The sequence below is a fragment of the Hydrogenophaga sp. genome (assembly GCF_051860785.1).
Lineage (GTDB): Bacteria > Pseudomonadota > Gammaproteobacteria > Burkholderiales > Burkholderiaceae_C > Hydrogenophaga.
The window spans coordinates 32616-55819 of the sequence record NZ_JBIMLB010000018.1 but is presented as its reverse complement, the minus strand read 5'-3'; the positions used below and the strand labels follow the sequence as shown (position 1 = coordinate 55819).

At 65.2% G+C, this 23204-nt stretch carries 22 protein-coding genes; 11 read left to right on the top strand and 11 right to left on the bottom strand.

Translation table 11 applies throughout. The features are described from left to right. Positions 1-62: 62 nt before the first annotated feature. On the bottom strand, positions 63-1007 hold the full coding sequence (locus ACTIF6_RS20130; RefSeq protein WP_439589714.1) for an FHA domain-containing protein: 945 nt from the start codon (positions 1005-1007) through the stop codon (positions 63-65). A 306-nt stretch (positions 1008-1313) separates the two neighbouring features. On the opposite strand from ACTIF6_RS20130, the gene ACTIF6_RS20125 reads away from it, so the two are divergent. Further along, positions 1314-1646 (top strand): hypothetical protein, encoded by a 333-nt coding sequence (locus ACTIF6_RS20125; protein ID WP_439589713.1) that lies wholly within the window; start codon positions 1314-1316, stop codon positions 1644-1646. A gap of 2 nt (positions 1647-1648) precedes the next feature. Here the strand turns inward: ACTIF6_RS20125 and ACTIF6_RS20120 are convergent, their stop codons facing one another. Both ACTIF6_RS20120 and tadA read right to left on the bottom strand, forming a co-directional pair. Beyond that, positions 1649-2557 carry an LD-carboxypeptidase gene (locus tag ACTIF6_RS20120; RefSeq protein ID WP_439589712.1) on the bottom strand — a complete coding sequence of 303 codons (909 nt, stop codon included), beginning with the start codon at positions 2555-2557 and terminating at the stop codon, positions 1649-1651. Positions 2558-2568: 11 nt separating this feature from the next. Beyond that, a complete protein-coding gene (tadA, locus tag ACTIF6_RS20115; protein WP_439589711.1) occupies positions 2569-3948 on the bottom strand; it encodes a tRNA adenosine(34) deaminase TadA in 1380 nt (459 codons plus the stop codon). Between the two features lie 84 nt (positions 3949-4032). Here tadA and opgC (ACTIF6_RS20110) point away from each other — a divergent pair, with 84 nt between their 5' ends. Together opgC (ACTIF6_RS20110) and opgC (ACTIF6_RS20105) are read left to right on the top strand one after the other, a co-directional pair. Next, positions 4033-5181 carry an OpgC domain-containing protein gene (opgC, locus tag ACTIF6_RS20110; protein WP_439589710.1) on the top strand — a complete coding sequence of 383 codons (1149 nt, stop codon included), beginning with the start codon at positions 4033-4035 and terminating at the stop codon, positions 5179-5181. 21 nt (positions 5182-5202) lie between these two features. Beyond that, a complete protein-coding gene (gene opgC, locus ACTIF6_RS20105) occupies positions 5203-6375 on the top strand; it encodes an OpgC domain-containing protein (protein WP_439589709.1) in 1173 nt (390 codons plus the stop codon). Here the strand turns inward: opgC (ACTIF6_RS20105) and ACTIF6_RS20100 are convergent. Both ACTIF6_RS20100 and ACTIF6_RS20095 read right to left on the bottom strand, forming a co-directional pair. Beyond that, on the bottom strand, positions 6350-7072 hold the full coding sequence (locus ACTIF6_RS20100) for an SGNH/GDSL hydrolase family protein (protein WP_439589708.1): 723 nt from the start codon (positions 7070-7072) through the stop codon (positions 6350-6352). The genes opgC (ACTIF6_RS20105) and ACTIF6_RS20100 overlap by 26 nt on opposite strands. A 120-nt stretch (positions 7073-7192) precedes the next feature. Next, complete coding sequence (locus tag ACTIF6_RS20095) at positions 7193-7810, bottom strand: FMN-binding negative transcriptional regulator (protein ID WP_439589707.1); 618 nt, start codon at positions 7808-7810, stop codon at positions 7193-7195. Between the two features lie 87 nt (positions 7811-7897). Between ACTIF6_RS20095 and ACTIF6_RS20090 the strand changes: the two genes are divergently transcribed. Then, a complete protein-coding gene (locus ACTIF6_RS20090; protein ID WP_439589706.1) occupies positions 7898-8467 on the top strand; it encodes a hypothetical protein in 570 nt (189 codons plus the stop codon). An 82-nt stretch (positions 8468-8549) separates the two neighbouring features. Beyond that, entirely contained in the window at positions 8550-9461 is a 912-nt protein-coding gene (locus tag ACTIF6_RS20085; RefSeq protein ID WP_439589705.1) for a RibD family protein, read from the top strand. Here ACTIF6_RS20085 and ACTIF6_RS20080 read toward each other — a convergent pair. The 4 genes from ACTIF6_RS20080 to ACTIF6_RS20065 form a co-directional block, all read right to left on the bottom strand. Beyond that, on the bottom strand, positions 9451-10263 hold the full coding sequence (locus tag ACTIF6_RS20080; RefSeq protein ID WP_439589704.1) for a hypothetical protein: 813 nt from the start codon (positions 10261-10263) through the stop codon (positions 9451-9453). The genes ACTIF6_RS20085 and ACTIF6_RS20080 overlap by 11 nt on opposite strands. 62 nt (positions 10264-10325) lie before the next feature. Further along, positions 10326-11372 carry a glycosyltransferase family 4 protein gene (locus tag ACTIF6_RS20075; protein WP_439589703.1) on the bottom strand — a complete coding sequence of 349 codons (1047 nt, stop codon included), beginning with the start codon at positions 11370-11372 and terminating at the stop codon, positions 10326-10328. Next, positions 11369-11800 (bottom strand): 6-pyruvoyl trahydropterin synthase family protein, encoded by a 432-nt coding sequence (locus tag ACTIF6_RS20070; protein WP_439589702.1) that lies wholly within the window; start codon positions 11798-11800, stop codon positions 11369-11371. Before ACTIF6_RS20070 ends, ACTIF6_RS20075 begins: the two co-directional genes overlap by 4 nt. A 19-nt stretch (positions 11801-11819) precedes the next feature. After that, complete coding sequence (locus tag ACTIF6_RS20065) at positions 11820-12821, bottom strand: zinc-dependent alcohol dehydrogenase (RefSeq protein WP_439589701.1); 1002 nt, start codon at positions 12819-12821, stop codon at positions 11820-11822. 77 nt (positions 12822-12898) lie between these two features. Between ACTIF6_RS20065 and ACTIF6_RS20060 the strand changes: the two genes are divergently transcribed. From ACTIF6_RS20060 to ACTIF6_RS20050, 3 genes are read left to right on the top strand one after another with little or no spacing between them, the layout of a single operon-like run. Continuing rightward, the gene (locus tag ACTIF6_RS20060) at positions 12899-13678 is read left to right on the top strand and encodes a CDP-alcohol phosphatidyltransferase family protein (protein ID WP_439589700.1); all 780 of its coding nucleotides are present in this window, start codon (positions 12899-12901) and stop codon (positions 13676-13678) included. 3 nt (positions 13679-13681) lie between these two features. After that, a complete protein-coding gene (locus ACTIF6_RS20055; RefSeq protein WP_439589699.1) occupies positions 13682-14281 on the top strand; it encodes a YceI family protein in 600 nt (199 codons plus the stop codon). After that, positions 14278-16002: a hypothetical protein gene (locus ACTIF6_RS20050; RefSeq protein ID WP_439589698.1), complete on the top strand. Its 1725-nt coding sequence runs from the start codon at positions 14278-14280 to the stop codon at positions 16000-16002. The genes ACTIF6_RS20055 and ACTIF6_RS20050 overlap by 4 nt, the downstream gene beginning before the upstream one ends. Here the strand turns inward: ACTIF6_RS20050 and ACTIF6_RS20045 are convergent. Next, entirely contained in the window at positions 15985-16785 is an 801-nt protein-coding gene (locus ACTIF6_RS20045; protein WP_439589697.1) for an FkbM family methyltransferase, read from the bottom strand. The two genes, ACTIF6_RS20050 and ACTIF6_RS20045, sit on opposite strands and share 18 nt — an antisense overlap. A gap of 89 nt (positions 16786-16874) precedes the next feature. On the opposite strand from ACTIF6_RS20045, the gene ACTIF6_RS20040 reads away from it, so the two are divergent. From ACTIF6_RS20040 to ACTIF6_RS20030, 3 genes are all read left to right on the top strand, one after another. Next, positions 16875-18554 (top strand): FAD-dependent oxidoreductase, encoded by a 1680-nt coding sequence (locus tag ACTIF6_RS20040; RefSeq protein ID WP_439589696.1) that lies wholly within the window; start codon positions 16875-16877, stop codon positions 18552-18554. 295 nt (positions 18555-18849) lie between these two features. After that, positions 18850-19932 carry a polysaccharide deacetylase family protein gene (locus ACTIF6_RS20035; protein WP_439589695.1) on the top strand — a complete coding sequence of 361 codons (1083 nt, stop codon included), beginning with the start codon at positions 18850-18852 and terminating at the stop codon, positions 19930-19932. Continuing rightward, positions 19932-21317 carry a glycosyltransferase gene (locus ACTIF6_RS20030; protein ID WP_439589694.1) on the top strand — a complete coding sequence of 462 codons (1386 nt, stop codon included), beginning with the start codon at positions 19932-19934 and terminating at the stop codon, positions 21315-21317. Before ACTIF6_RS20035 ends, ACTIF6_RS20030 begins: the two co-directional genes overlap by 1 nt. On the opposite strand, the gene ACTIF6_RS20025 is transcribed toward ACTIF6_RS20030, so the two are convergent. After that, positions 21211-23160, bottom strand: a complete 1950-nt coding sequence (locus tag ACTIF6_RS20025) for an acyltransferase family protein (RefSeq protein WP_439589693.1) — start codon at positions 23158-23160, stop codon at positions 21211-21213. The two genes, ACTIF6_RS20030 and ACTIF6_RS20025, sit on opposite strands and share 107 nt — an antisense overlap. Positions 23161-23204: the final 44 nt, after the last annotated feature.

The following is a 23204-nucleotide window of genomic DNA, read 5'->3' as shown; positions in this document are numbered from 1 at the left end:
CTCCTGCGTCGCCCCGAGACTGGCGTGCCCGTCCGAAGCGTTTGTTGTGGTAACTGCCAGGGCTACTTGCGGATCATGCCGTGACCGAGGGAAAGGGTGCCATCCACCAACTTGAAGCTCACGGTGGGTGCGCTGAAGTCGCTGAAGGGCGCGCCCATGGCGATCTCGCCATCGCTGTGCAGCAGGCATTCCTGGCGGCGCAGCGAAATGACGTTGTCGCCCCCCGCGAAGCGCACCCAGGTGCCATAGCTGCTGATGTCTTCCAGCACGTAGTTGCCCGAGCGGATGTCGATGGCCGCGTGCAGGCGCGACACGCGCGGGTCGCTCACGATGAAATCGGCCTCGGGCACACGCCCGATCTTCAACGGCAGGTCCGTGATGTTGAAGGCATGCGTGGAGTCGAGCCAGGCGAGTTCGATCCCGCCGAACATCGATTCGGTGGAGTTGTTCAGCGCATGCAGGTCGGCCGGCAAGGTCAGGAATTCGGACAGCATCTCGGGCTGCCATTCCACGCGGAACACCTCGCAGGGCTCCACCCTGCCCTTGATGCGCATGGGTCCCAGGCTGCGGCTGCGCACACCATTGCGGGGCCCCAGTTTGCGGATCACGGTGTCGGTGGCCATGATCTGCTCGGGGCCGGCCAGATCGCTCAGACGGGACGCCACATTGACGGCGTCACCGAAACAGTCGCCATCGACCACCACCACCTGCCCGCGTGCCATGCCGATCTGCATCATCAGCTTGAGCCGGTTCGGCCACTGGGCCACGCGCTTGGCGTGTTCCTGCTGGATCTGCACCATGCTTTCAACCGCATTGCGGTTGTTCGAGAACGACAGAAGCACCCCATCGCCCAGCATTTTCACGACCTTGCCGCCGTTTTCCACGCCGATGGTGCCGATCCATTGAGTCAGCTTGGTCACGGCCTTCGTGGCGCGATCGTTACCCAGTGTTTCAAACACGGAGACGCTGCCGGTCAAGTCGACAAAAGCAATGGTCAGTTCTGCCATAGGGTCGGGGGAATAAGCGCTGAATTACAACACACCGCCCCCGGTATTCTGAGAGCTAGCGAGACCCCTTTCCATACCCTGTATGGCGGCTTGACACGCGCCTTTTTTTCACCCTGAAAACGCATGAACCCTGGGTGCGCGCGCATAAAAAGGTATTACATACTTCAGCCTCAATCTCAGAAACCCCCTGTAAACATTTGATTTATCTGTTGTTTTTCGACTTTGATGCAAAATATGTCATTGCACAACCCAGGAAACGGGACGTATCCTGTATCCAATTAGTACAAAGTCGTTGAGGCCATTCCCATGCGCTGGTTCAAACCCGGTATCCGCAACAGCATTTCGGCGCTTCTGAGCCCCGAACTGCGCAAGGACTCGACCGAGGCTCTGGAGCCCGTTCGTGAAGCGATGCTGGCCGCGCTCGGGGAAGAAGGCGCCAAGGTCAATCCACAACTCACCCGCAAGCTCAAGTACCTGCACGATGCACATGCCCTCTGGTTCGCTCGTGCCGAGATGGTGGCTGTGCTGAGCCAGTTGCACGGCGAGGCGCTGGCTGTGCACCGGGTGCAGAGCCTGTCACCCGTCTTCCAGGGGCTCGTTCCGAAGAGCCTGATGGACTCCTGCCGAATGAGGCGCTAGCCTCACCCCCAGAAAACAAGGGCATCGCGCCCGTCCACCAGCAGGTGGACCTTGCGGCCTACGGGCAGCAGCACTTTGGTTTGAACGTGGCCGAACGGCAGGCCAGTGAACACCGGTGTTTTCGTCTGCGTGCGCAGCCAATCCACCACCCGCTTGAGGTTGAATCCCCGGTCGTAGCCCGGCACCAGCTTGAAGCGGTTGAACGAGCCCAGCAACACCGCCTTCTGTTGACCGACGATGCCGGCGTTCACGAGTTGCGTGAGCTGTCGCTCGATGCGGTAGGGGTGTTCGTTGGTGTCTTCCAGAAAGAGGATGCCGCCCTTCACCACGGGCAGATGCGGCGTGCCCACCAGCGAGCAGATGACGTTGAGGTTGCCGCCCCACAGCGTGGCGCCGCGCACGCGCAGCACGGCGTCTTTCACAGCATCGGCTGCCGGCAGCGTCCAGCCCGCGCCTTCGCCGTGGCCAACCAGCAGATCGTCGAAACAGGCTTCCATGATGTCGTCGGGCGTTTCTGCACCGAAGTCCTCGCCCAGCGCAGGGCCCGCCCAGGTGATGCCGCCGGTCCTGGCGAGCAAGGCCATTTGCAGGGCGGTGAAATCGCTCAGGCCCACAAACTGCGTGCCGCGTTCGATGGCCTTGGTGATGGGCTTGAACGGCAGGTCACCCAGGATGCGGGTGAGCCCGTAGCCGCCGCGCGAGATCAGGGCTACGTCGGCTTCGCTGGCGGCCGCTCGGCCGATGGCGGCCAGGCGGGTTTCGTCGTCCCCGGCAAAGCGCATGTGGCTCTTCAGCACCGCCTCGTCCAGCTCCACCTCATGACCCAGGGCCTTGAGTCGGGCCACGCCGCGCCGGAAAGCGGCCTTGTCGCGCACGGCGCTGGAGGGGGAATAGATGTAGATATGGCTCATGTTGGCCTGGATTATCCCGTGGAGAAATGGCGCACCGCCGCCTGCGCAATCGCCTCGCCGTGCTCCTGGGCGAAGTGGCCCGCCTGCGGCAGCAACATCGGCTCGGGACAGCCGCGGATCTGGCTTTGCAGCGCGCGCATCACCGGTTCGCCGAGCACGGGATCCTGCTGGCCGATCGCCATCAGGCTCTGCCCGCTCCACTCGTTTCGCCAGAAATCGCGCGCACGGCGCGAGACGTCCGCTCCCTCGTCGTCGAGGTGCTCGGGCACCAGCGCGGGAAAGGCGCGCAGCGCGGCACGATGGCCGCGGTCCGGGAACGGTGCCTCGTAGGCTTCGCACTCGGCTGCGCTCATCTGCGGGTTGCCGCGTGCAAACAGGCGCGCCACGTTGAAATCGGGGTTTTGCGCGCACATGGTGCGCCAGGCCAGGAAGCCTGGGGAAAGCGGCGCATCGCCGGTGGCCAGCGTGGTGTTCATCACCAGCAGGCCCCGGTAGCGCGACGGCGCTTCCATGGGCAGCGTGAGGCCGAGCAGTCCACCCCAGTCCTGCACCACCAGCACCACGTTCTGCAAGTCCAGTCGTTCGACGAATTCGAGCAGCACCTGCCGGTGCCAGCTGAAGTGGTGGGCGCCCTCCTTCTTGGGCTTGTCGCTGCGTCCGAAGCCAATGAGATCGGGCGCCACCACGCGGCCACCAGCAGCCGCGAATGTCGGGATCATCTTGCGATAGAGGTAGCTCCAGGCCGGGTTGCCGTGCAGGCAGAGCCAGGTGAGGGGTGGGTTCGCGGTGCCTTCATCGAGGTAGTGCAGGCGCAGTCCGTTGAGCGAGGGGAGATCGCTCAGGTAGTGCGGTGACCACGGGTAGCCGGGCAGCGACTCGAAGCGCTCATCGGGTGCACGCAGCGCGTCTTCGCGCAAGGGATGGGCATTCACACGGCGCTCCTTGAAGAATTCGCGCAGCAGACTGGCGCATTCGCCCGCCAGCACACCACCCTCCACCTGCGTCTGGTGGTTCAGTCGTGGCTGGGAAAACAGGTCCAGCACCGAGCCGGCCGCGCCGGTCTTGGGATCCGTCGCGCCAAACACCACGCGCGCCAGCCGCGCGTGCAGCATGGCCCCGCTGCACATGGCGCAGGGCTCCAGCGTCACGTAGAGCGTGCAGCCGTCGAGCCGGTAGTTGCCCAGCGCCTGCGCGGCCGCGCGCAGGGCGACGATTTCGGCGTGTGCCGTGGGGTCCTGCCCTTCGATGGGCGCGTTGCGACCGCTGGCAATGACCTGCCCATCCTTCACCACCACGGCTCCCACCGGCACTTCACCCGCCTCGGCCGCCGCGCGGGCCTCGGCCAGGGCCAGGCGCATGAAGGCCTCGTCGGCGGGCGTGGAAAAAGACATGCGCGTGAGTGTAGGTCAGGGCTCGGAGGACGCCTGCCCTCTGGCATGATCGCGGGTTGTTCTGGTAAACCCTGATCTTTTCCCATGCCACCACGCCGCTGGGAGCTGGATGCCCTGCGCGGCCTCATGCTCGTCCTGATGACGCTGACCCACATGCCAACGATGTTCTCGTTGCCGTCGGGCCAGCCGTTCGGCTTCGTCTCGGCGGCCGAGGGCTTCGTGTTCCTCTCCGCCTTCATGGCCGGCAAGGTCTACGGAGGCCGTGCGCGGCGCGATGGATGGCCCGCCATGCAGGTGGCCTTCCACGAACGCGCGCTCAAGCTCTACCTGTGCCAGCTCGGCCTGTTGCTGCTGGCCTTCACGCTCATCGCCTGGCTGGGCGTGCGCAACCAGCAGGGAGGCGTGACCGGCCTGCTGGAGTTCTTCTTCATCGATCCCCGCACCTCTGTGGTGGGCGCCGCCCTGCTCCTGCACAACCCGCCGTTGCTGGACATCCTGCCGATGTACATCGTGCTGATGCTGGTGAGCCCCTGGCTGTTGCGCCGGGGTCTGCGGCAGGGTTGGCGCGGCGTGCTGGCCGTCAGTGCCCTGCTCTGGTTGGGTGAGCAATGGGGCTTCGGCCAAGCCGTGCATGAACAGATTGCAGCGCTCAGTGGCCTGCCCATTCCTTACGGCGAAACGGGCGCCTTCCACTGGCTGGCCTGGCAGGCGTTGTGGGTGACAGGCCTCTGGCTGGGCGCGCGGCAGCAGCCGTTGCCGCGTTTCCCGAGCTGGCTGCTGGTGCTGGCCGCCTTCTACGCGCTGGGCATGCTGCTGTGGCGCCACATGGCAGGCCAGGCCCCGATGCCAGGCGTGCAGGCGGTGGGCCTGCTGCTTGACAAGTGGTCACTCGGGCCCATGCGCGTGATGAACTTCGCCAGCGTGTTCGTGCTGCTGGTCTGGGCCGGCCCCTGGCTGCTGAAGGTGCTGCCGCGCCCCTTGCCGCTGGAGTTGCTGGGAAGGCACTCGCTCCCGGTTTTCTGCGCTCACATCGTGATGGCGCTGATCACCCTCGCCTTTTTCGGCTCCACGCAGGTCATCCGGCCCTGGACGACGGATGTGGTGCTGCTGGTCGCCGCGTTCGCCGGCCTGTTTCTGGTGGCCCTGGGTGTGCAAGCGCACGAACGCCGAGTTGGGCTGGGTTCACAGTCGGGCCATGGGAACTTACAGCCACAAACCGGCACGATCACCTGATACCACCTCGGAGCCACGCCCATGAGCCAGAGCGAGCGTCGGTGGGAGCTCGACGCCCTGCGGGGCCTGATGCTCGTGCTGATGACCTTGACCCACCTGCCCACGCGGGTGTCGGACCCGGCGGGGCAGCCTCTGGGTTTCGTGTCGGCGGCCGAGGGTTTCGTGCTGCTGTCGGCCTACATGGCGGGCATCGTCTACAGCGACAAGGCGTACCGCCAGGGTGAAGACGCCATGAAGTCGGCTTTCTTCAACCGGGCCCTGAAGCTCTACGCCTGCCAGCTCGCGCTGCTGCTGTTTGCGTTCACCATCATTGCCGGGATCGGTCTGGTCAGCCGCGAGGACTCGATCACCGGGCTGCTGGGCTTCTTTCTCGAAAAACCGGTGGTGGCCATGGTGAGTGCGAGCCTGTTGCTCTACAGCCCAGCGCTGCTGGACATCCTGCCGATCTACATCATCTTCATGCTGATCAGCCCCGTCATCCTGCTGCACGGCCTGGAGCACGGCTGGCGCGGCGTCCTGCTGCTGAGTCTCGCGGTATGGCTGGGCGCGCAGTTCGGTCTGGGGCCAACGCTTTTCCACATGGCCACCGGCTGGTTCAACATGCCCCTGCGCTACCAGGACCTGGGCGCCTTCGAGATCTTCGCCTGGCAGTTTCTCTGGGTGCTGGGCTTGTGGATGGGCGCAACGCACAGCCAGCCCGACCACGAACCTGTGCGCTTTCCCCGCGCGATGGTGCTGCTGGCGCTGGCATTTGCCTTGGCGACCTTCGTCTGGCGCCATGCCGTGGGCCAGACGCCGCTGCCGGGCAACCCCGGTGTGAACCTGATGTTCGACAAATGGCAGCTCGGCCCGTTGCGGCTGATCAATCTGCTGGCGCTCTTGCTGCTCGCCATGCATTTCGCGCCCTTCCTCCAACGGCATCTGCCGCGCTGGCGGGCGCTGGAAACCATGGGCAAGGCCGCCTTGCCGGTGTTCTGCGCCCACCTCGTGCTGGCCTTGCTGGCCCTGGCGTTTTTCGGTGCTGCCCGCCCTGGACGGCCGTGGTCTGTGGACCTGCTGATTCTGTTTGTGAGCTTTTACGCGCTGTGGGTGGTGGCCAGGCTGTCGCTGGCGCACGATCGGCGGCTGGCTGAGCGGCGCATGCGCAAGGCGCAAACGCCGCGCGACATCACACTTTCAGGCGCGATGCAATGACACTTCGCCAGAGGGCATAGCCTTCGGCATTCATGTGCAGGCGGTCGCTGGAGAACAACTCCGCACGGGGTTGCCCACTGGCATCGAGCATGAGCGAATACACGTCGATGAAGTCGAGCTGCGGCTCGGTCTGACTGTAGGTCTGGATCAGCTCGTTGGCCTCGCGCACCTGCGGCATGAGACCGGCGCGCAAGGGGCTGGGTTTGATCGACACATAGGCAATGCGGCTGCCGGGCAGATCGGCCTTGACCGCCTGCACGAAAGCGGTGAAGCGTTCCAGCACCTGCTGGGGTGTGGCGCCTTCGGCAATGTCGTTCTCGCCCGCGTAGACCACCACCATGCGGGGCTTGTAGGGCAGCACCAGGCGGTTGACCAGCTTCACGCAGTCGAGCAGTTGAGAACCACCAAAACCCCGCTTGATCACCACCGGCTGGTCGGAGAAGCTGGTCTCCAGGTCGTTCCAGAGCCGGATCGAGGAACTGCCCACGAACAGCACGCCACCGGGCTGCGGTGCCTGGCGCAGGTCGGCTGCGGCGAAGGCTTCCAGGCTGGCGTGCCAGCGCGCGTCCACCGCTGCCAGCGCGAGCTCGGGCGGCCTGGCGTCCTGGGCGCGTGTGGGTGCCAGGAAGCCGGTGGCCAGGAGGCCGGCGACAACCAGGGGCAGGTGCAGGGCAGATCGCAGGGAACGGATGGGCATGTTGGGCGGGAAACTCATCTGGAACGAGGACCGGGGGTGGACCGCCCGCTTGGGGCAAAGTTCACCGTGTTGCAGTGTAAGGAATGGGATTTTTCCCGTCCATCCCGGTGTTGTTCAGCGTCACACGCCCAGGCCCAGGCGGCGCATCCACCCGGCCAGGGCCTGCTCGTCCGGGCTGCCCGAGGCATAGGCGGCGTGCAGGGCCCCATGCGATTCGGGGCGGTGCTGGTTGATCTTGAGCTTGCACTGCAGCTCCATGACACGCAGCTCGAAGGCCACGATGCCGCGCATCAGCTTTTGCTGGAAATCCTCCTCCAGGCCGCGCCACTGGTCGGCATAGGCGGGATCGTGGTCGTGGATCAGGTGCTTGAGCAGGCGGTCCTTGTCCTCGAAGCTGTCCACGGGGGTGGCCTGCACGGTGCAGTGAACCGCCAGGTAGTTCCAGGTGGGCACCCGGGCGAGGTCGGGGTAGACGCGCGGGGTCATGTAGGCATGCGGCCCCATGAACGTGACCACGGCCCTGGGCCGGTCGAACAGGTATTTCGCGTGGGGGTTGGGCCGCGCCACATGGCCGAGCAGCACGAGTTCATCGCCCTCTTCCACGAGGTGCAACGGCAGGTGGGTCACGAACGGCAGGCCTTCGTCGTCGGTGCTGATAAGGCTGGCGAACGGGTGGGCGCGCATGAGCTCACGCGCGATGGCCGCGTCTTTCGCGGCGAACTGGGGCGGCATATACATGGTGGCGACTCGGGTTCGTGGGAAACGCAGTGTATGCCCCGGAAATGGCCGCTGGTGCGATGATGTGCCACCCGTCTGCCGCACACGATGTCCTTCCTTCAACACCCCGCTTTCCAGAGCCTTGTGCTGCCTTTGCTGCTCGCCGTGGCGGGCATCGCGCTGCTGCGATGGGCCGGTACGCGCTGGAGCTCGCTGGGTGCGGCGCTCGGCCTGGTGCTCGCCATGGCCTTCTGGCCGGGCTTCGACTGGCCTGCCAGTTCGCGTGCGCAGACCCTGCCCTGGATCGCGCTGGCGGGGCTGGTCGTGGCGGCGCTGGCTGTCGCGTTGAAAGCACCCGGAACCCAGGTCTTGGGGCGCAGGAGCGGCTTCCTGGTCACCGCGCTGATCACAGCCCTGGCCGTGGCGCTGGCGGTGTGGGCCGCCCTGGGTGGCTCGTTGCTGCTCGCGCAGCTCGCGCTCATGGTCGGCAGCGTGGCAGGTGTGGCCAGTCTGTGGGCATGGCGATCGGCATCGGTCACGCCGGCCTCGCTGCTGCCGCTGTTGCTCGCCGGCTTGACCATCGCTTACGCTCAGGCTTCCTTGGCTCCCACCGCCCCCGACGCGAGGGGTGAGGCGGCAGAGCAAGACGACCCCTACTACACGCCGAAGTGGAAATGAATCGCGACGTGGCTGTTTGTCAAACCAAGGGCTATTCCGGTCATTGAGGCCACGGCGGCAGCGCGATGCGATGATGCCGCCCATGCCGACGCCCGAGTTGCTCACCCCACCGCCCGAGGTCACCTCCGGGGCCTTGGCAGACATTCCTTCGGACTGGCCCGTTCTGTGGCTGCAGATGCTGCAGGCCCGCGAGGGCGGATGCCCCCCGCTGCTGCGGCACACCACCGCACACGGCTGGGTGTTGCAAGGCGAGTGCAGCACTCGCAGCCGCGAGTTGTTCACCGCTTACAAGCCGATGCTCGACGCCCGCGTGCGCAACGACCGGTCCCCTTGGGTGGTGGCGCAACTTGGCCAGAGCCTGGACGGTTTCGTGGCCACCGCCACCGGCGATTCCTACTACGTCAATGGTGCACACGGCCTGCTGCACCTGCACCGCCTGCGCGCGCTGTGCGACGCCGTCGTGGTGGGCGCCCGCACCGTGGCCACCGACGACCCGCAACTCACCACACGGCGCGTGCCCGGCCCTGCGCCCGTGCGCGTGGTGATGGATTCGCGCGCACGGCTCGACGGTCGCTCGCGCGTGTTCCGCGACGGCCAGTCGCCCAGCCTGTGGGTGTGCGACGCGCGCCATGCCGAGACCGCTCGCCAGCGCCTGCAGGGTGCCCCCGACTCTGTGCAGGTGCTCGCGGTGGAGGGCCTGTTGGATGAGAGCAACCCCACCGCCTGCTACCGGGCCGAACGCGCTGTCGAAGCCCTCGGCCGGCACGGGCTGCGGCTGCTGTTCGTGGAAGGCGGCGGTGTCACCGTCTCGCGCTTCTTCGGCGCAAACGCGCTGGACCGGTTGCATCTGGTGGTCGCCCCGGTGTTGATCGGCAGCGGCAGGCGCGGCCTGCAGGTCCCTGCAAGCGATGTGATGGTCGAATGCCCCCGCCCACCCGCACGCACGCTGCGGCTGGGCGACGACATGCTGTGGGACCTGGGTCTCAGGTCCTGACGGGCCAGGCCAGCACGTCCGCATGCCCAACGCGCAGACGGGTCTGCGTCACCAGCGACCGTCGTCGACCCTGCCAGCCACGCGACGCGACCGTCCGGAGGGGCGCCTGCTCCAGGGCGGCTTCGGCCATGCCGTCGATCAGGCTCTCCAGCAGCTGGCTTGTGTCCACCTGCCAGTCGCTGCGCGCTTGCCGCACGCGGTAGCCCGCGTGGCGCAGGGCGGGCAGCAGCGTGGCGACGGCCTGCGCGCCGAGCGCAGGACCAAAACCCTTGTCGCGCCGCTGATGCGCGGCGAACAGCGCTCCGACTTCGGCATCCCCGGGATCCGCAGGCGTCCAGATGTGGCGCCCATCGACGCTGAGCGAGAGCAGCAACGGCACACGCGCCGAAGCACAGGCAGTCACCAGCCGATGCAGCCACGCCGTGCCCACCAGGTCGAGCAGGGCCGAAGCCGTGACGAGGTGGGCGGCATGCCAGGGCAACGCCTCCAGCGAGGCCATGAGATCCAGCCGCTGGCGCACGAGGGACACGCCCTCCACTGGCTCCGGTATCCGGCGCAGCAAGGCATCGTCGTGGTCCACCATCAGCCATTGCTGCGGCCCTCGCAGTCGTGGCGCCAGCCAGCGCTGGTTGGCGCCGGTTCCGCAGGCCAGGTCGATCACGCGCCAGGGCGTACCGGATGGGGGACGCAACGCCGCCAGTTGGTCGTCGAGCTGCAGGCGCGCGGCCGCTTCGTCGCGTGCGGCGGCATCGAAGGGTTCGCGCAACCCGAGCCAGTCGGCGCTGAAGGTTTCAACGCTCACTGGACTACCCTCCGTGCTGCGCACTGCGGCGCGAACTCCCTTTGGAACGGCCGGGCGGGCGCTCATGGCATCAGCTCCAGCACGCGGGCGAAAGCCGCGGCTTGCCGGGGCCAGTCGGGCAACCGGGCCGCGGCGTCTCTAGCACCGGCAGCCAATTGTTCTCGCAGCGGGGTGTCTTCGATCACACGGGCCAATGCCTCCCGCAAGGCGAGCGCGTTGCCCGGGTTCACGTGCAGGCCCGCCTGCGATGGCAAGGTATGCGCCAGCGCGCCGGCGTTCGTGGCCACCACAGGCAGGCCGTGGGCCAGCGCCTCGGCCACCACCATGCCGTAGCCTTCATGCAGCGAAGGCAGCACGAAAACGTCCGCTGCCGCGAAGCGTGCCTGCACAGCGGCCTCCGTCAGTTCACCGTGCCACTGCACGCGCGCGCCCCATGGCGCCGATGCCGCGACGAGCGCAGCGGCGGTGACGGGGTCGCGCGTTGTGCTGCCCACGTTGTGCAGCTCCCAGGGCAGCTCGCCCAGGCCCGAGAGTGCCTGCAGCAGAAAGGCGTGGCCCTTGCGGGGCGTGAGCGTGGCCACGCACAGCAGTTGAATCGGGCCTGTTCCTCGCGGTGACCGGTTCTTGGGCAGTATGGGGTCGGTGCCCGGTTCCACCACTGCGATGCGCGCAGACGCCACGCCCATGGCCTCGAGGTCCTGCACGGTGGCGGCACCCGTCACCACCACCTGCCGGACCAGTTGCAAGGCATCGGCTTCGGCCAGACGCAGGCGAGAACGGGCGGTTTCGTCCAGCCCGATTTCAAGGTGCAAGGGGTGGTGCACCAGCGCCACCCAGCGCAGGCGAGTGGCGTGCGGTCGCACTTCGTCGGCCAGCACCGCCCCAGCAAGGCCGTCGATCACGACCATGCGGCCGTCTGCCAGCGAGGCGATCAGGTCTGCGGCTGCCGAGCGGGCGGCAGCGCCGGGATATGGCCAATCGCCCACCAGGTGGTGCACGTCCACCGCCCAGCCCGCCTGCCTCAATGCCTGCACCAGCCGCCGGTCGTAACCGTAGCCGCCGGTGCGCACGTTCCAGTCGCCCGGGATGAGAAAGGCCAGTGAGTTCATGCGGCGTGCGCGGGCAGGTTCCCCTCGAACGCGGCCCAGGCCACGTGCGATTCGTGCAGCGTCACGCGCATCTGGCGCAAACCCGGCCCTTGCGCCGTGGGCAGGGCTTGCGCGCCCATGGCGCCGGCCGCAATGCGCGCCGCGATGCGGTCGAAGATGACGCGCGCCAGAAATTCGGTGGTGGTGTTGCGGCCGGCGAACTCGGGCGCTTCGTCGAGGTTGCGGAAGTTGAGTGCGGCGAGCTCCTCGCGCAGCACCTGGGTGGCCAGGCCGATGTCGACCACGATGCCGTCGGCATCGAGTGCATCGCGGCGCATTTCCAGGTCCACCACGTAGGTGGCACCGTGCATGCGCTGCGCGGGGCCGAACACGGCGCCCTGAAAGCTGTGGGCGATCATGAAATGGTCTCTGACGTTGACGGCGTACATGGTGGGGTTTCTCTTTTCTTCAGTCGGTGTAGTCGATTCGGTGGCACAAGGTGCCGGGAGATTCATGACCGGCAAGCCGCTCCAGCACCACCGGCAATTGGTGAAACGGTGCGGTATCGGTGATGAGTCGGTCGAGCACAGGATCGGTCAGCAGCGAGAGCGCCAGCGCGAGGCGACGACGGTGGGTCCAGTCGCCGCGCTTGACCGCGGCCACATGACCGACCTGCGAACTCTTGAGCGTGAGCCGCTGGGAATGGAAAGCTTCCCCGAGCGGCACGCTCACGTCGCGGCTGCCGTACCAGCTCAGTTCAAGCACGGTGGCTTCGAAGGCCGCGAGTCGCAGCGCGGTGGCCAGGCCCGCCGACGTGGCACTGGTGTGCACCACCAGACCGGCGTTGCCAGAGGCCTGATCGGGCAGGCGGAAAACCGCCCCCATTGCCTCGGCCAGCCCGGCGCGTGAAGCCTGGGTGTCCACCACCTCCACCTGGCAACCGTGTTCTCGCGTTGCCAGCCAGGCCACCAGCAGGCCGATGACACCGCCCCCGACCACGCAGACGCGGCTGCCCGGCACGGGAGCGGCGTCCCACAAGGCGTTGATCGCGGTTTCCATCTGCGCGGCGAGCACCGCGCGCGCGGGCGGCACGCCTTCGGGCAGCGGCAGCACGGCCTCGGCGTTCACCTGGTAGCGGGTCTGGTGGGGATACAGGCAGAACACCGTTCGTCCGATCAGTTCCGCCGGGCCAGCCTCCACCACGCCCACGTTCACGTAGCCGTACTTCACCGGCGACGGGAAATCTCCCGCCTGGAATGGCGCGCGCATGCGCTGCCATTCGCTCGCAGGCACCTCGCCGCGAAACACCAGGCCCTCCGTTCCCCGGCTCACGGCGCTGTGCAATGTGCGCACCCGGACCTCGCCGTCGGCCATCGGCGGCAAGGTCTCCGTGCGAATCTCGGCCTGGCCTGGCGCGACGATCCAGCAGGCCTGCGCGGCGAGGGTTGGTTGATCGGCAATGAAGGGCATGAACGAAATGGGGAATGGGGAGTCCGACCGGCAGCGCGTGCCATGATCGTTGTCCGTTCAGGACGCGCTTGCATCTTATGTCGCAGCCAATAACCCCCCACCCCACACCCGCCATCCCCGGCGCGGACCGTTCCGTGCTGAGGGTGGACGCGGCCCGTTCCCTGGGTGCCAGCATCGCACTGATGGCCTTGGCCGCCATCGCACTGGGCGTGGCTGGCGGGCTGGGAGCGGACTTTTCCCTGAAGGCCCTGCTGCTGTTTGGCCTGCTTGCCTGGCTGGTGTGGCGTGGCCTGTTCGCGCCGATCAGTCCACCCCACCCGCACGCGCGTTTCGGCAGCGCCAACCAGGTGACGCTGCTGCGCCTGGGTGTGGCGGCCCTGCTCGCCGCCTTGCTGGGCGAAGACCTGCCCACGCAAGCCTGGTGGGCGGTGGTGGTGCTGGCCACAGCCACCGCCCTGCTCGACGCGGTGGATGGCCCGCTGGCCCGGCGCAGCGGCCTGGCCAGCGACTTTGGCGCCCGCTTCGACATGGAAACCGACGCCCTGTTCACGCTGGTGCTGTGCGCGTTGGTGTGGCAGGCCGGCCAGGCTGGTGTCTGGGTGCTGGCCAGCGGCCTCATGCGCTACGCCTTCGTGGCCGCCGCCCAGGCCTGGCCCTGGCTGGCCGGCGCACTGCCACCGAGCCGGCGCCGCCAGACCGTGTGCGTGGTGCAGATCACCACACTGATCGTGTGCCTGGGCCCCATCGTGCCGTCCCTGCTGGCCTCGGCACTGGCGGCCACCAGCCTGGCCTTGCTCACCGCGTCCTTCGCCATCGACGTGCGATTCCTGCACCGCGCCCATTCACAGGAGACCTGAACCATGCGAGCCTTTTTCCTGCCCACTCTCACCCTCTGCTCCGCCCTCCTCGCCACCACGCCCGCGCAGGCCCAGGCTGCGCGCTACGAGATCGACCCCGACCACCTCACCGTGGCTTTCCTGGTGGACCACATCGGCTACGCCAAGGTGCTCGGCATGTTCCGCTCGGCGCGCGGCAACTACCGGTTCGACGAAGCCACGGCCACGCTCTCGGAGGTGCGCATCGAGGTGGAGACCGCCAGTGTGTTCAGCAACCAGCGCAAGCGCGACGACCACCTCAAAGGCCCGGATTTCCTCAACAGCGGCGAGTTTCCGCGCATGGTGTTCACCGCCAGCGGCGCCAAGCGCACGGGCGAGCGCACCTTCGACATCACGGGTCAGCTCGAACTGCTCGGCAAGAAGCAGCCGCTCACGCTGCAGGCCACCTGGAACAAGAGCGCCGAATCGCCCATGGGCGGCTTCGGTGGCAAGCCGTACGTGATGGGCGTGTCCGCTCGCGGCAGCTTCAAGCGCAGCGCGTACGGCATGAACTACGCCGTGGCCAACGGCTGGGTGGGTGACGAGGTGCCGTTGATCATCGAGTTCGAGGCGATCCGCCAGTGAGCGCTGCGCTGGCACCCGCCGCGCCATCTTCGGTTGTTGCATGGCTGCTTCGCTTCGGGCTGACCTTTGCGCTGCTCAACACGCTGCTGACCTTCGAGAACCGCTGGCCCGGTTTTGGCGTGCATTACATGCCGCGCCTGTCGTTCGAGCTGTGCCTGGCGGTCGTGGCCCTCATGGCCTGGATCGCCTGGCGCGGGCCGCTCTCGCGCCGTGCAACCGCCGTCCTGGCCCTGGTCTTCGTGGCATTGGTGGTCGTGCGCTATGCGAACGTCACCGCACCCGCGGTGATGGGCCGGCCGGTGAACGTGTACTGGGACGGTCGCCACGCCGCCGGGTTGCTGCGCGCCGCGTTGCAGACCCTGCCCACCTGGCAGGTCGTCACCGCGCTGGCTGCGCTGTCGCTGGGGCTGCTGGCGTTGTGGTGGCTGGTGCGCACGGCCATCGCCTCGCTCTCGCACAGCCTGGCCTGGCCGCGCCCGCGTCCCTGGCTGCTGGCCACCGTGGTGGCCCTCACCCTCAGCTTCGCCGCCTACGTGCCCGAGCGGCGCGACACGCGCTGGTTTTTCTCCCTGCCCATCACTCCCACGCTGCTCCACCAGGGGACGCTGCTGGCCCAGGTGTGGCTGCCTGGGCAGCGCCACGCGGCCCTTGGCGCGAGCCCCACCTTTGCCGGCGACCTTTCCGGCCTGGTGAGCGCGCGCGGCCCGGCGGACGTGCTGCTGGTGTTTGCTGAGTCCTACGGTGCCAGCACCTTTGATCAACCTGAACAGGCGCAAGCGCTTCAGGCTTCGCGCCAGCAACTGGCCGACGCCATCCACACCGGCGGGCGTGCCGTGGTTTCGGCGCGCGTGGTCGCGCCCACGTTTGGCGGGGCTTCGTGGCTGTCGCACGCTGCCCTGCTCTCCGGCGTGGACACCAGCGACCCGGCCGACCACGACCTGCTGCTCACCAGCCAGCGGCCCACACTGGTGAGCCATTTCGCGCACCGCGGCTACCGCACCGTGGGGTGGATGCCCGGCCTCAAGCGCCCCTGGCCCGAGGGCTCGTTCTATGGTTTCGAACGGCTGGCCGACGACCCAGCGGTGGGCTACCAGGGACGGGATTTCGGCTTCTGGCGCATTCCCGACCAGGCGGCCATGGCGCTGCTGCACGCGCAGGAACTGGACCGGCGCGCACCCGGCCACGATCAACGCCCGAGGCTGGCGGTGTTTCCCACCACCAGCTCCCATGCACCCTTCCACCCACTGGCCCCCTTCGTGGCCGATTGGTCCCGCCTCACCGGGCCAGACGCCTACAGCGCTGACGACGCTCGTGCCGCGCTGAGCGCACCGCTGAACATCTCGCAGACGGTGCCGCGTTTCCTGGAGAGCCTGCGCTACCAGAACACCTGGATGGCCGATTACCTGCGCCATCTTGCGCCGCACCCCCTGGTGATGGTGATCGTCGGCGACCACCAGGCGCCGGCACTGGCCTCGGGTGCGGGCGCTTCGTGGGACGTGCCGGTGCACGTGGTCAGCGACGATCCGGCGCTGCTGCATCGCCTGATGGCGCGCGGTTTCATTCCCGGCATCACACCCGGGCCGCGCCCACTCGGTCCGATGACGCAACTCACTCGCGTTTTGCTGGAGGCGTTCGGCGCACCCACCGCGCACGAAGTCCCGGGCGCCGAGCACCTCGCCATGCCGCCGCGCTCGCACGCCCCCTCAGCGCCGGGTTCCTGAATCCGCGCCTGGCCACCAGGCGTGCACATCACCCGAAGGCGCATCGTCCGGCATGGCGCGCAGCCACTCGCGCAGCGCATCCGCCGGCTCGCCCTCGGGCCGCCGCAGTTGCAGACGCTCGCCCAGCGAGACGGCGTAGCGGTAGCGCCCCGGCCCGGCCAGGGTCTCCAGCCGGTCGATGCAGGCCGCCGCCACGTCGCGCACGGCCGGCAGGAACTCGAACGACAGCGCCGGCAAGGGCTGGCTCAGGCCCAGCAGCACCTCATGCTCGAAACCCTCGACGTCGATCTTCACGAAATCGGGCGTGCCATGCTGTGCGATCAGCGCATCCAGCGTGGTGACGGGCACCTGCGGCCCCGCCTGCCAGCTCACGCCCCGGAACGATGGCGCGGCGCCCGCGCGCTGGATGAAATCGCCGGAGAGCGTGGTCACGGTGGGCGTGCGCGGGCTCACCATCAAACGCGCCTGTCCCGCCGCCCGGCCCAGCGCCTGGGGCAACAGCGTCACCCCGGCATCACCATTGAAGCGGCGCCTCAGCAGGTGCACGAAATCCGGTTGCGGCTCCAACGCCACCACACGGGCGCCCAGTTGTCGAAACGCCGCCACGCGGTTGCCCAGATGCGCACCCACGTCGAACGCCAGCCCACCATCGGGCACGAAAGGGCGGTAGAAACGCCGCAATTGGGCACCGCGCCAGGGAATGGCGCGGTAGACCAGCATAGAGCGCAGCAAGCCCAGCGAGCGCTGCCAGCGCTGCACCGGCTCAGATGGGTGAAGGTCCATGCGCCATTGTGGCCGCGCGTACCAAAGCCCGGCTGAAACGGTCGCATACTCCGCTCCAGCCCTGCTCCTCACACCACCCCCTCGAACCAATGGCCGAAGACGCACCCAGTGAACTGCTGTCCCGTCGACACCAGATGTTTCCGCTGCTCTCCGATGCGGAGGTGGCCAGGATGCGGCGCTTTGGAACCCCGCAGGTCCATGCGCGCGGCGATCGCCTGATCACCGCCGGTGAACCCGGGCCGGGACTGTTCGTGGTGCTCCACGGCGTGGTGGCGGTGAGCCAGCGCGATGGCATGGGGCACGTCACGCCCATCGTGCAGCACGGCCGAGGGCACTTCATGGGCGAAGTGGGCGCGTTGTCGGGCAAGCCTTCGCTGGTCGACGGCATCGCGCTGGACGACGTGGAGGTGCTCCTGCTGCTTCCGAGCCAGTTGCGGGCGCTCATCATCGCCGAGGCCGATCTGGGCGAGCGCCTGGTGCGCGCGCTGATCCTGCGCCGCGTGGCGCTGATCGAGGCCGGCGCCAGCGGGCCGGTGCTGATCGGCGAAACGACCGGGGCCGATCTGCTGCGCCTGCAGAACTTTCTGCGCCGCAACGGCGAGCCTTACCACGTGGTCGATGCCCGCACCGACACCGACGCCGCCGCACTGATGGAGCAGTCCGGCGCGGCGCCAGGCGAGCCGCTGGTGGTGTGCCCGGATGGTTCGGTGCTCGTCAATCCCAGCGAAGAAGCGCTGGCGCGCTGCATCGGCATGGTGGACACGGTGGCACACGACGAGCTGTTCGACGTGGCCGTGGTCGGCGCCGGGCCTGCGGGCTTGTCGACCGCGGTGTACGCCGCATCCGAAGGCCTGCGGGTGGTCGTGCTGGACTGCCGCTCCTACGGAGGCCAGGCGGGCGCCAGCGCGCGCATCGAGAACTACCTGGGGTTTCCGACGGGCATCTCAGGCCAGGCCCTGGCGGGCCGGGCTTATGTGCAGGCCCAGAAGTTCGGCGCCGAGATGCTGATTCCAGCCGAGGTGCAGTCGCTGGACTGCACGCGAGCCGGACCCGACCGCGAGCTGGCCATCCGCCTGACCGATGGCCGCCGCCTGCGCGCACGCACGGTGGTGATCGCCAGCGGCGCGCGCTACCGGCGGCCGGATGTGCCGCGCCTGCAGGAGTTCGAAGGGCGCGGCATCTGGTATTGGGCATCCGCGCTGGAAGCCACCTTGTGCGCACGAACCGAGGTGGCCTTGGTGGGCGGTGGCAACTCCGCCGGCCAGGCGGCGGTTTTCCTCTCGCAGCATGCCGCGCGCGTGACCATGCTGGTGCGCGGCCCCAGCCTGGCGGCCAGCATGTCGCGCTACCTGATCGATCGGATTGAAGCCACACCCAACATCGACTTGAAACCCCACACCGCCATCACGGCGCTCCACGGCCAGGCCGCCGATGGCCTGGCTGGCGTGACCTGGCATGACAGCCGGGCGGCGACCCATCATGAAACGTCGTTGCGCCACCTGTTCCTGTTTGTAGGAGCCGACCCCGAGATCGGCTGGCTGGCGGGCTGCCAGATCGATGTCGATGCCCATGGCTTCGTGAGAACAGGCTCGGCCGTTGAAACATCACCTGCAGGCGTCCCGCCAGCGCCACTCGAGTCCAGCATCCCTGGTGTGTTCGCCGTGGGCGACGTGCGCTCGGGCTCGGTCAAGCGGGTCGGCGGCGCCATTGGCGAAGGTGCGGCGGCTGTGTCGCAGATTCATCGGTATCTCGCTGCACAAATCGAATGAAGGTCGTCAGTTCATATATAAATCATTCATCTTTTTTGATTTTTTAAAGTAATTTATAAGATATCTGCAAAAACCATCGTGGACACGACCCGTCAGCTGTCCCCGCGTGGGCAATTTGCGCTCCCGGTGCGGAGTGGTACTCGTGCAAATGCACAAAAAGTCACTGATAAATCAAAAAACTTAATTAAGTTTCTTAAGCATTCCTTTATCTCTTGAGGACCGCTTACGATGGTTGCTCGCCTACGATTCTTTGCACCTGTCATTCTGTTTGCATCTCGGAGCGGATCTCGCACCCATGATCGCTATTACCTCGATCAAGGCCTTGGCTCGCGACGCTTGCGGCCAGGTGCTTTCGCTTGCCAACGTGACTTCGCCCGCCATGCGCATGCGCCAGCGCCTGTCGATCATTACCTTTCACAGGGTACTGACCGAATCACAACGCCGGCTCTACCCACTGCCCGGGCTGGCCGTGACGCCCGAAGAACTCGATGCCCACCTGAGCTTCGTCACACGCCACTTCCGCTGCCAGTCGCTCTCGGCCACGCTTGACCTGTGGGCAGAGGGCCAACATGCCGAACCGCCGTTGCTGGCGATCACCTTCGACGACGGCCAGCTCGACAACTACGAGAATGCCCTCCCCGTGCTCGACCGGCACGGGGTGAAAGCGAGCTTTTATGTGCCGAGCCAGATCCTGGAAGACACGGGACCACTCTGGCACGATGCGCTAGCCACCTGCATCAGCCTCCTCAACAACGCCCCGGGTGCGCAGGTCGACGCGCTGATGGAGTCATTGCGCTCTGCCCGGCACGCAGGCAGTTCGCCAGGCCAGACGGATGTGGAGGCAGCCCTGGAATCCACCAAAGCCTGGAGCGCTGCCCAGCGAAACGACTGGATTGAGCGCGCACAAAGGCTGCTCCCCCATCCGGTGCAAAACACCTGGGATGGCTTCATGAACGTGGAGCAGATGAAGGACCTGGTGGCACGCGGTCACGAGATTGGCAGCCATTCGCACTCCCATGCGCTGCTGCCTCAGTGCACGGACACGGAACTGGTGGCCGAGATCAGCGGTTCCAGGCAGAAGCTGGAAGCCGCCCTGGACGCTCCGGTCACCACCTTCTGCTACCCGAACGGTTCCACCGATCCACGGACGGTGGAAACCGTGCGCCAGGCGGGGTACCGTGCCGCCGTGACCACCCGCTGGGGCAGCAATTCGCGCGGGCATGACCCCTTCCAGCTACACCGCTTCGATATGAACGCCAGATACGCCAAAGACCGCCACGGTCGCTTCTCGGAGTCGCGGCTGGCCTGGCGCATGAGTGGCCTGTATCCCGGCCTGGGCGCTGCGGTGTTCGATCCGTACCGTGGAGCGTCCGCGTGATGAAGGTCGCCTACCTCACCAGTCAGTACCCGGCCACCAGCCATACCTTCATCCGCCGGGAGGTGGAGGCGCTTCGTGGCGCCGGCATCGATATCGCCACGTTCAGCATCCGCCCCCCCTCCGATTCGGAACGGTGTGACCCGGAAAACGTAAGTGCTTTCGAAACCACCACGTACATATTGCCTCCCCGACTTCCCGTCTTGCTTGGTTCGCACCTGCGCTGCGTTCTGAAACACCCCTTGCGTTACCTGCGCACCCTCCGCGATGCGTTCCGGCACCGGGTTCCGGGCCTCTCCTCAGGCATCTACAGCTTCATCTATTTCAGTGAAGCCATGATCCTGGCAGATGCCTTGCGCAAGCAGCAGATCGAGCACCTGCACAACCATTTCGCCAACGCCTCGGCAACCGTGGGTTACCTGGCCACCCGCTATCTCGACATCGATTTCAGTCTCACGCTGCACGGAATCAGTGAGTTCGACTACCCGTCGGGGCTGCTGCTGAAGGAGAAGCTCGAGCATGCGCGGTTCGTCGCCTGCGTGTCGCACTTCGGCAGGGCGCAGGCCATGCGCATCACGAGTCAGGAGGAATGGTCGAAGATGGAAATCGTGCGCTGTGGCATTGACCCATCCCGCTTTTCGCCCGCGCCGCAGGTCAGCGGAAAGGGCCGTCTTCGCCTGCTGCATGTGGGCCGGCTGGCGGCTGAAAAGGGCCAGGCCGGCCTGATTTCCGCCTTTGCGCAGATGCAGCAGCAGGGCATTGATGCCGAGTTGAGGATCGTTGGGGATGGCCCGCTGGAGGCAGAACTGAGGCATCAGGCGAACGCGCTGGGTCTGGGAGATCGCTGCGTTTTTCTGGGTCGACACGGCGAAGATGGTGTGCTGGACGAGTTGAGGAAGGCCGACGCTTTTGTCATTGCCAGTCTGATGGAAGGGTTGCCAGTGGTGCTGATGGAAGCCATGGCCTGTCGGGTTCCGGTGATTGCGCCCCACATTGCGGGCATCCCCGAACTCGTGGCTCATGATGAAACCGGCCTGCTGTTCACGCCCGGCGACTGGAACGACCTCAACAAGCAGCTCTTCTTGCTGCTTTCGGACGAAGCCAGACGCACGCGCCTGGCCGGCGCTGGTCAACTTCGGACACTGAAGCAGTTCAGGATCGAAACCGCCGTCCAGCCCCTCATCGCATGTTTTTTCGCGGAGAAGTTGGAAACCTACCCTTCACGCCCACTCAATAGCACCGCAAGAAAAAACTTGTTGCTTGACAAGCACTTGGAAGTATTCACTTTGCAGCGCCGCCAGACTCAACAAGAAGTTGGTAAAAGTTCATCTTCTGGCCAAGATAGGCGCTTCCTTCCCGAGAAAGATGACCTACATCCCTGTAAATGAAAACGCCATCAACCGATGCGCGGCAGGTGTTGTCACGGCACAAATAGTCGGCGAGATTCACCACCGACACATGACCGTCCATCTCCTTGAGGAAATTCCATACGTTTGACTGACGAGCGAGAGATTCGGAATAGCTGAAATCACAAACTCGAGATTCATCTCGAAAAAACGCTGCCTTCTTGAGACAGCCGCCGACATCCTGACCATTTTGAGGTGTTGGTGAAAAAATAACGGGCACCTTTCCCAGGTCTTTAATTTTCCTCACGGTCTGCTTCATGCTCTCTGCAGCAAGATCTTTTCCTTTTGCCACCTTTCCATCTCTCGTCAGCACCATCGCGTCATCACTGACAAACTGAACAAAAGGCGAACTCAGGACAACGTATTTGATACCAGAAGTGCCTTTCAAGTATTCATAAACCTTGTCATTGATGGCAATACATTTTTCCGACCACGAGCGGACATATTCGGCATTGATGGGTGCAATTCCAAGGAAAGGACCACACGTAGAGACCGTTTTCTGAATCAATCCGACATCCGGCTTGGAGGCTACCAAGCCTTGGACAAGATGCATGGCGTAAGAATCCCCCCAAAGCAGAACTTCGGGATTTTCGGATGTTGAACAGTTGGGCAAGGTGTTGTAGTCACCTTCGCAAGCCTCACTAAGTCCGTGATTGACCTTGACACGATCGTCAAGATCCACCATGAAAGATGAATCTTTCCGGTGCACAAGCTTGCCTTCCGTCATGTGGCCGAACAGACCGAGTGCGATGAGTGAGAAGGTGCCGACGAACGCAAAAAGAAAAACCTGACGCCGATTCACAACGGCCTTTTTTCTAAAGGGAGATTCAATGAATCGCCAGCTGAAGTAAGCCATCAGTAAAGACAAGGCAGCAAGTAGCAAAAAAATGGCTTCGCTCGGTTCAAGCAAGCTTCTTTGTCTCGCAAAGGCGAAAAGAGGTTGATGCCAGAGATAAGCGCTGTAACTGATCAGACCTACCGCAACAAATGCCTTGTTCCCTACAAACTTGCCTACCGTGGTCTTTTGGGTGGCAAACAAGATGACCAACACCGTACCCAGCGTGGGAACCAGTGCATAGAAACCAGGAAAAGGTGTTGCCTTGTTGTAGGCGAAGACGGCGAAGAGAATAAGCGCCACACCTGACCAGCCAGCAAACTCACTCCATCCTTTGCCAAATGCCTCAGGATCTGCCTTTGATAAATGGAAGGCCGCAAAGGCACCCATCAACAACTCCCAGCCACGCGTCGGAAGAAGATAAAAACCAGCATTTGGCTCTGAATACGAGGCCCATTGAGCTACACCAATGCTGACAATGAAGACCAGTGCGAGCGCCATAAGTATCCAACGCCTGCCCAGCTTCCAGAACATCATCAGAAACAATGGGAACAGAACGTAATACTGCTCTTCTACCGCCAGACTCCAAGTGTGCAATAAGGGGCTGAGTTCCGCAGCAGCATCAAAGTACCCGCTCTCACGCCAGAAGAATATATTGGACGCAAACAGAGATACGGCAATCAGGCTTTGCGAAAAGTTTTGCATATCGCTCGGCAACAGCCAGAGCCAAGCGAACGGAATACAGACAGAAATAACGAAGAACAACGCCGGCAGAATCCGCCTCGCACGTCGTTCGTAAAAATTTACGATTGAAAACTTGCCTTGCTCGAGCTCAGCAAGAATGATCGTCGTGATCAGGTAGCCACTAATGACAAAAAAGACGTCGACGCCCACGAAGCCACCGCTAAACGTCTCGAAACCAGCGTGAAAAAGTATCACTGGCAGCACAGCAAGCGCCCGGAGACCGTCTATCTCTTTTCTGTAGTTCATAGCTTCTCGTCTGTTGTCCGTCGCTGGTAGAACCAATTTGCGAA

Coding starts and splice junctions, on each gene's coding strand:
- tadA (WP_439589711.1), bottom strand. CDS start 3,948: ATGTCTTTTTCCACGCCCGCCGACGAGGCCTTCATGCGCCTGGCCCTG.
- ACTIF6_RS20095 (WP_439589707.1), bottom strand. CDS start 7,810: ATGTATATGCCGCCCCAGTTCGCCGCGAAAGACGCGGCCATCGCGCGT.
- ACTIF6_RS20070 (WP_439589702.1), bottom strand. CDS start 11,800: ATGTACGCCGTCAACGTCAGAGACCATTTCATGATCGCCCACAGCTTT.
- ACTIF6_RS20035 (WP_439589695.1), top strand. CDS start 18,850: ATGATCGCTATTACCTCGATCAAGGCCTTGGCTCGCGACGCTTGCGGC.
- ACTIF6_RS20125 (WP_439589713.1), top strand. CDS start 1,314: ATGCGCTGGTTCAAACCCGGTATCCGCAACAGCATTTCGGCGCTTCTG.
- opgC (WP_439589709.1), top strand. CDS start 5,203: ATGAGCCAGAGCGAGCGTCGGTGGGAGCTCGACGCCCTGCGGGGCCTG.
- opgC (WP_439589710.1), top strand. CDS start 4,033: ATGCCACCACGCCGCTGGGAGCTGGATGCCCTGCGCGGCCTCATGCTC.
- ACTIF6_RS20055 (WP_439589699.1), top strand. CDS start 13,682: ATGCGAGCCTTTTTCCTGCCCACTCTCACCCTCTGCTCCGCCCTCCTC.
- ACTIF6_RS20100 (WP_439589708.1), bottom strand. CDS start 7,072: ATGCCCATCCGTTCCCTGCGATCTGCCCTGCACCTGCCCCTGGTTGTC.
- ACTIF6_RS20045 (WP_439589697.1), bottom strand. CDS start 16,785: ATGGACCTTCACCCATCTGAGCCGGTGCAGCGCTGGCAGCGCTCGCTG.
- ACTIF6_RS20130 (WP_439589714.1), bottom strand. CDS start 1,007: ATGGCAGAACTGACCATTGCTTTTGTCGACTTGACCGGCAGCGTCTCC.
- ACTIF6_RS20060 (WP_439589700.1), top strand. CDS start 12,899: ATGTCGCAGCCAATAACCCCCCACCCCACACCCGCCATCCCCGGCGCG.
- ACTIF6_RS20075 (WP_439589703.1), bottom strand. CDS start 11,372: ATGAACTCACTGGCCTTTCTCATCCCGGGCGACTGGAACGTGCGCACC.
- ACTIF6_RS20065 (WP_439589701.1), bottom strand. CDS start 12,821: ATGCCCTTCATTGCCGATCAACCAACCCTCGCCGCGCAGGCCTGCTGG.
- ACTIF6_RS20120 (WP_439589712.1), bottom strand. CDS start 2,557: ATGAGCCATATCTACATCTATTCCCCCTCCAGCGCCGTGCGCGACAAG.
- ACTIF6_RS20025 (WP_439589693.1), bottom strand. CDS start 23,160: ATGAACTACAGAAAAGAGATAGACGGTCTCCGGGCGCTTGCTGTGCTG.
- ACTIF6_RS20085 (WP_439589705.1), top strand. CDS start 8,550: ATGCCGACGCCCGAGTTGCTCACCCCACCGCCCGAGGTCACCTCCGGG.
- ACTIF6_RS20040 (WP_439589696.1), top strand. CDS start 16,875: ATGGCCGAAGACGCACCCAGTGAACTGCTGTCCCGTCGACACCAGATG.
- ACTIF6_RS20030 (WP_439589694.1), top strand. CDS start 19,932: ATGAAGGTCGCCTACCTCACCAGTCAGTACCCGGCCACCAGCCATACC.
- ACTIF6_RS20090 (WP_439589706.1), top strand. CDS start 7,898: ATGTCCTTCCTTCAACACCCCGCTTTCCAGAGCCTTGTGCTGCCTTTG.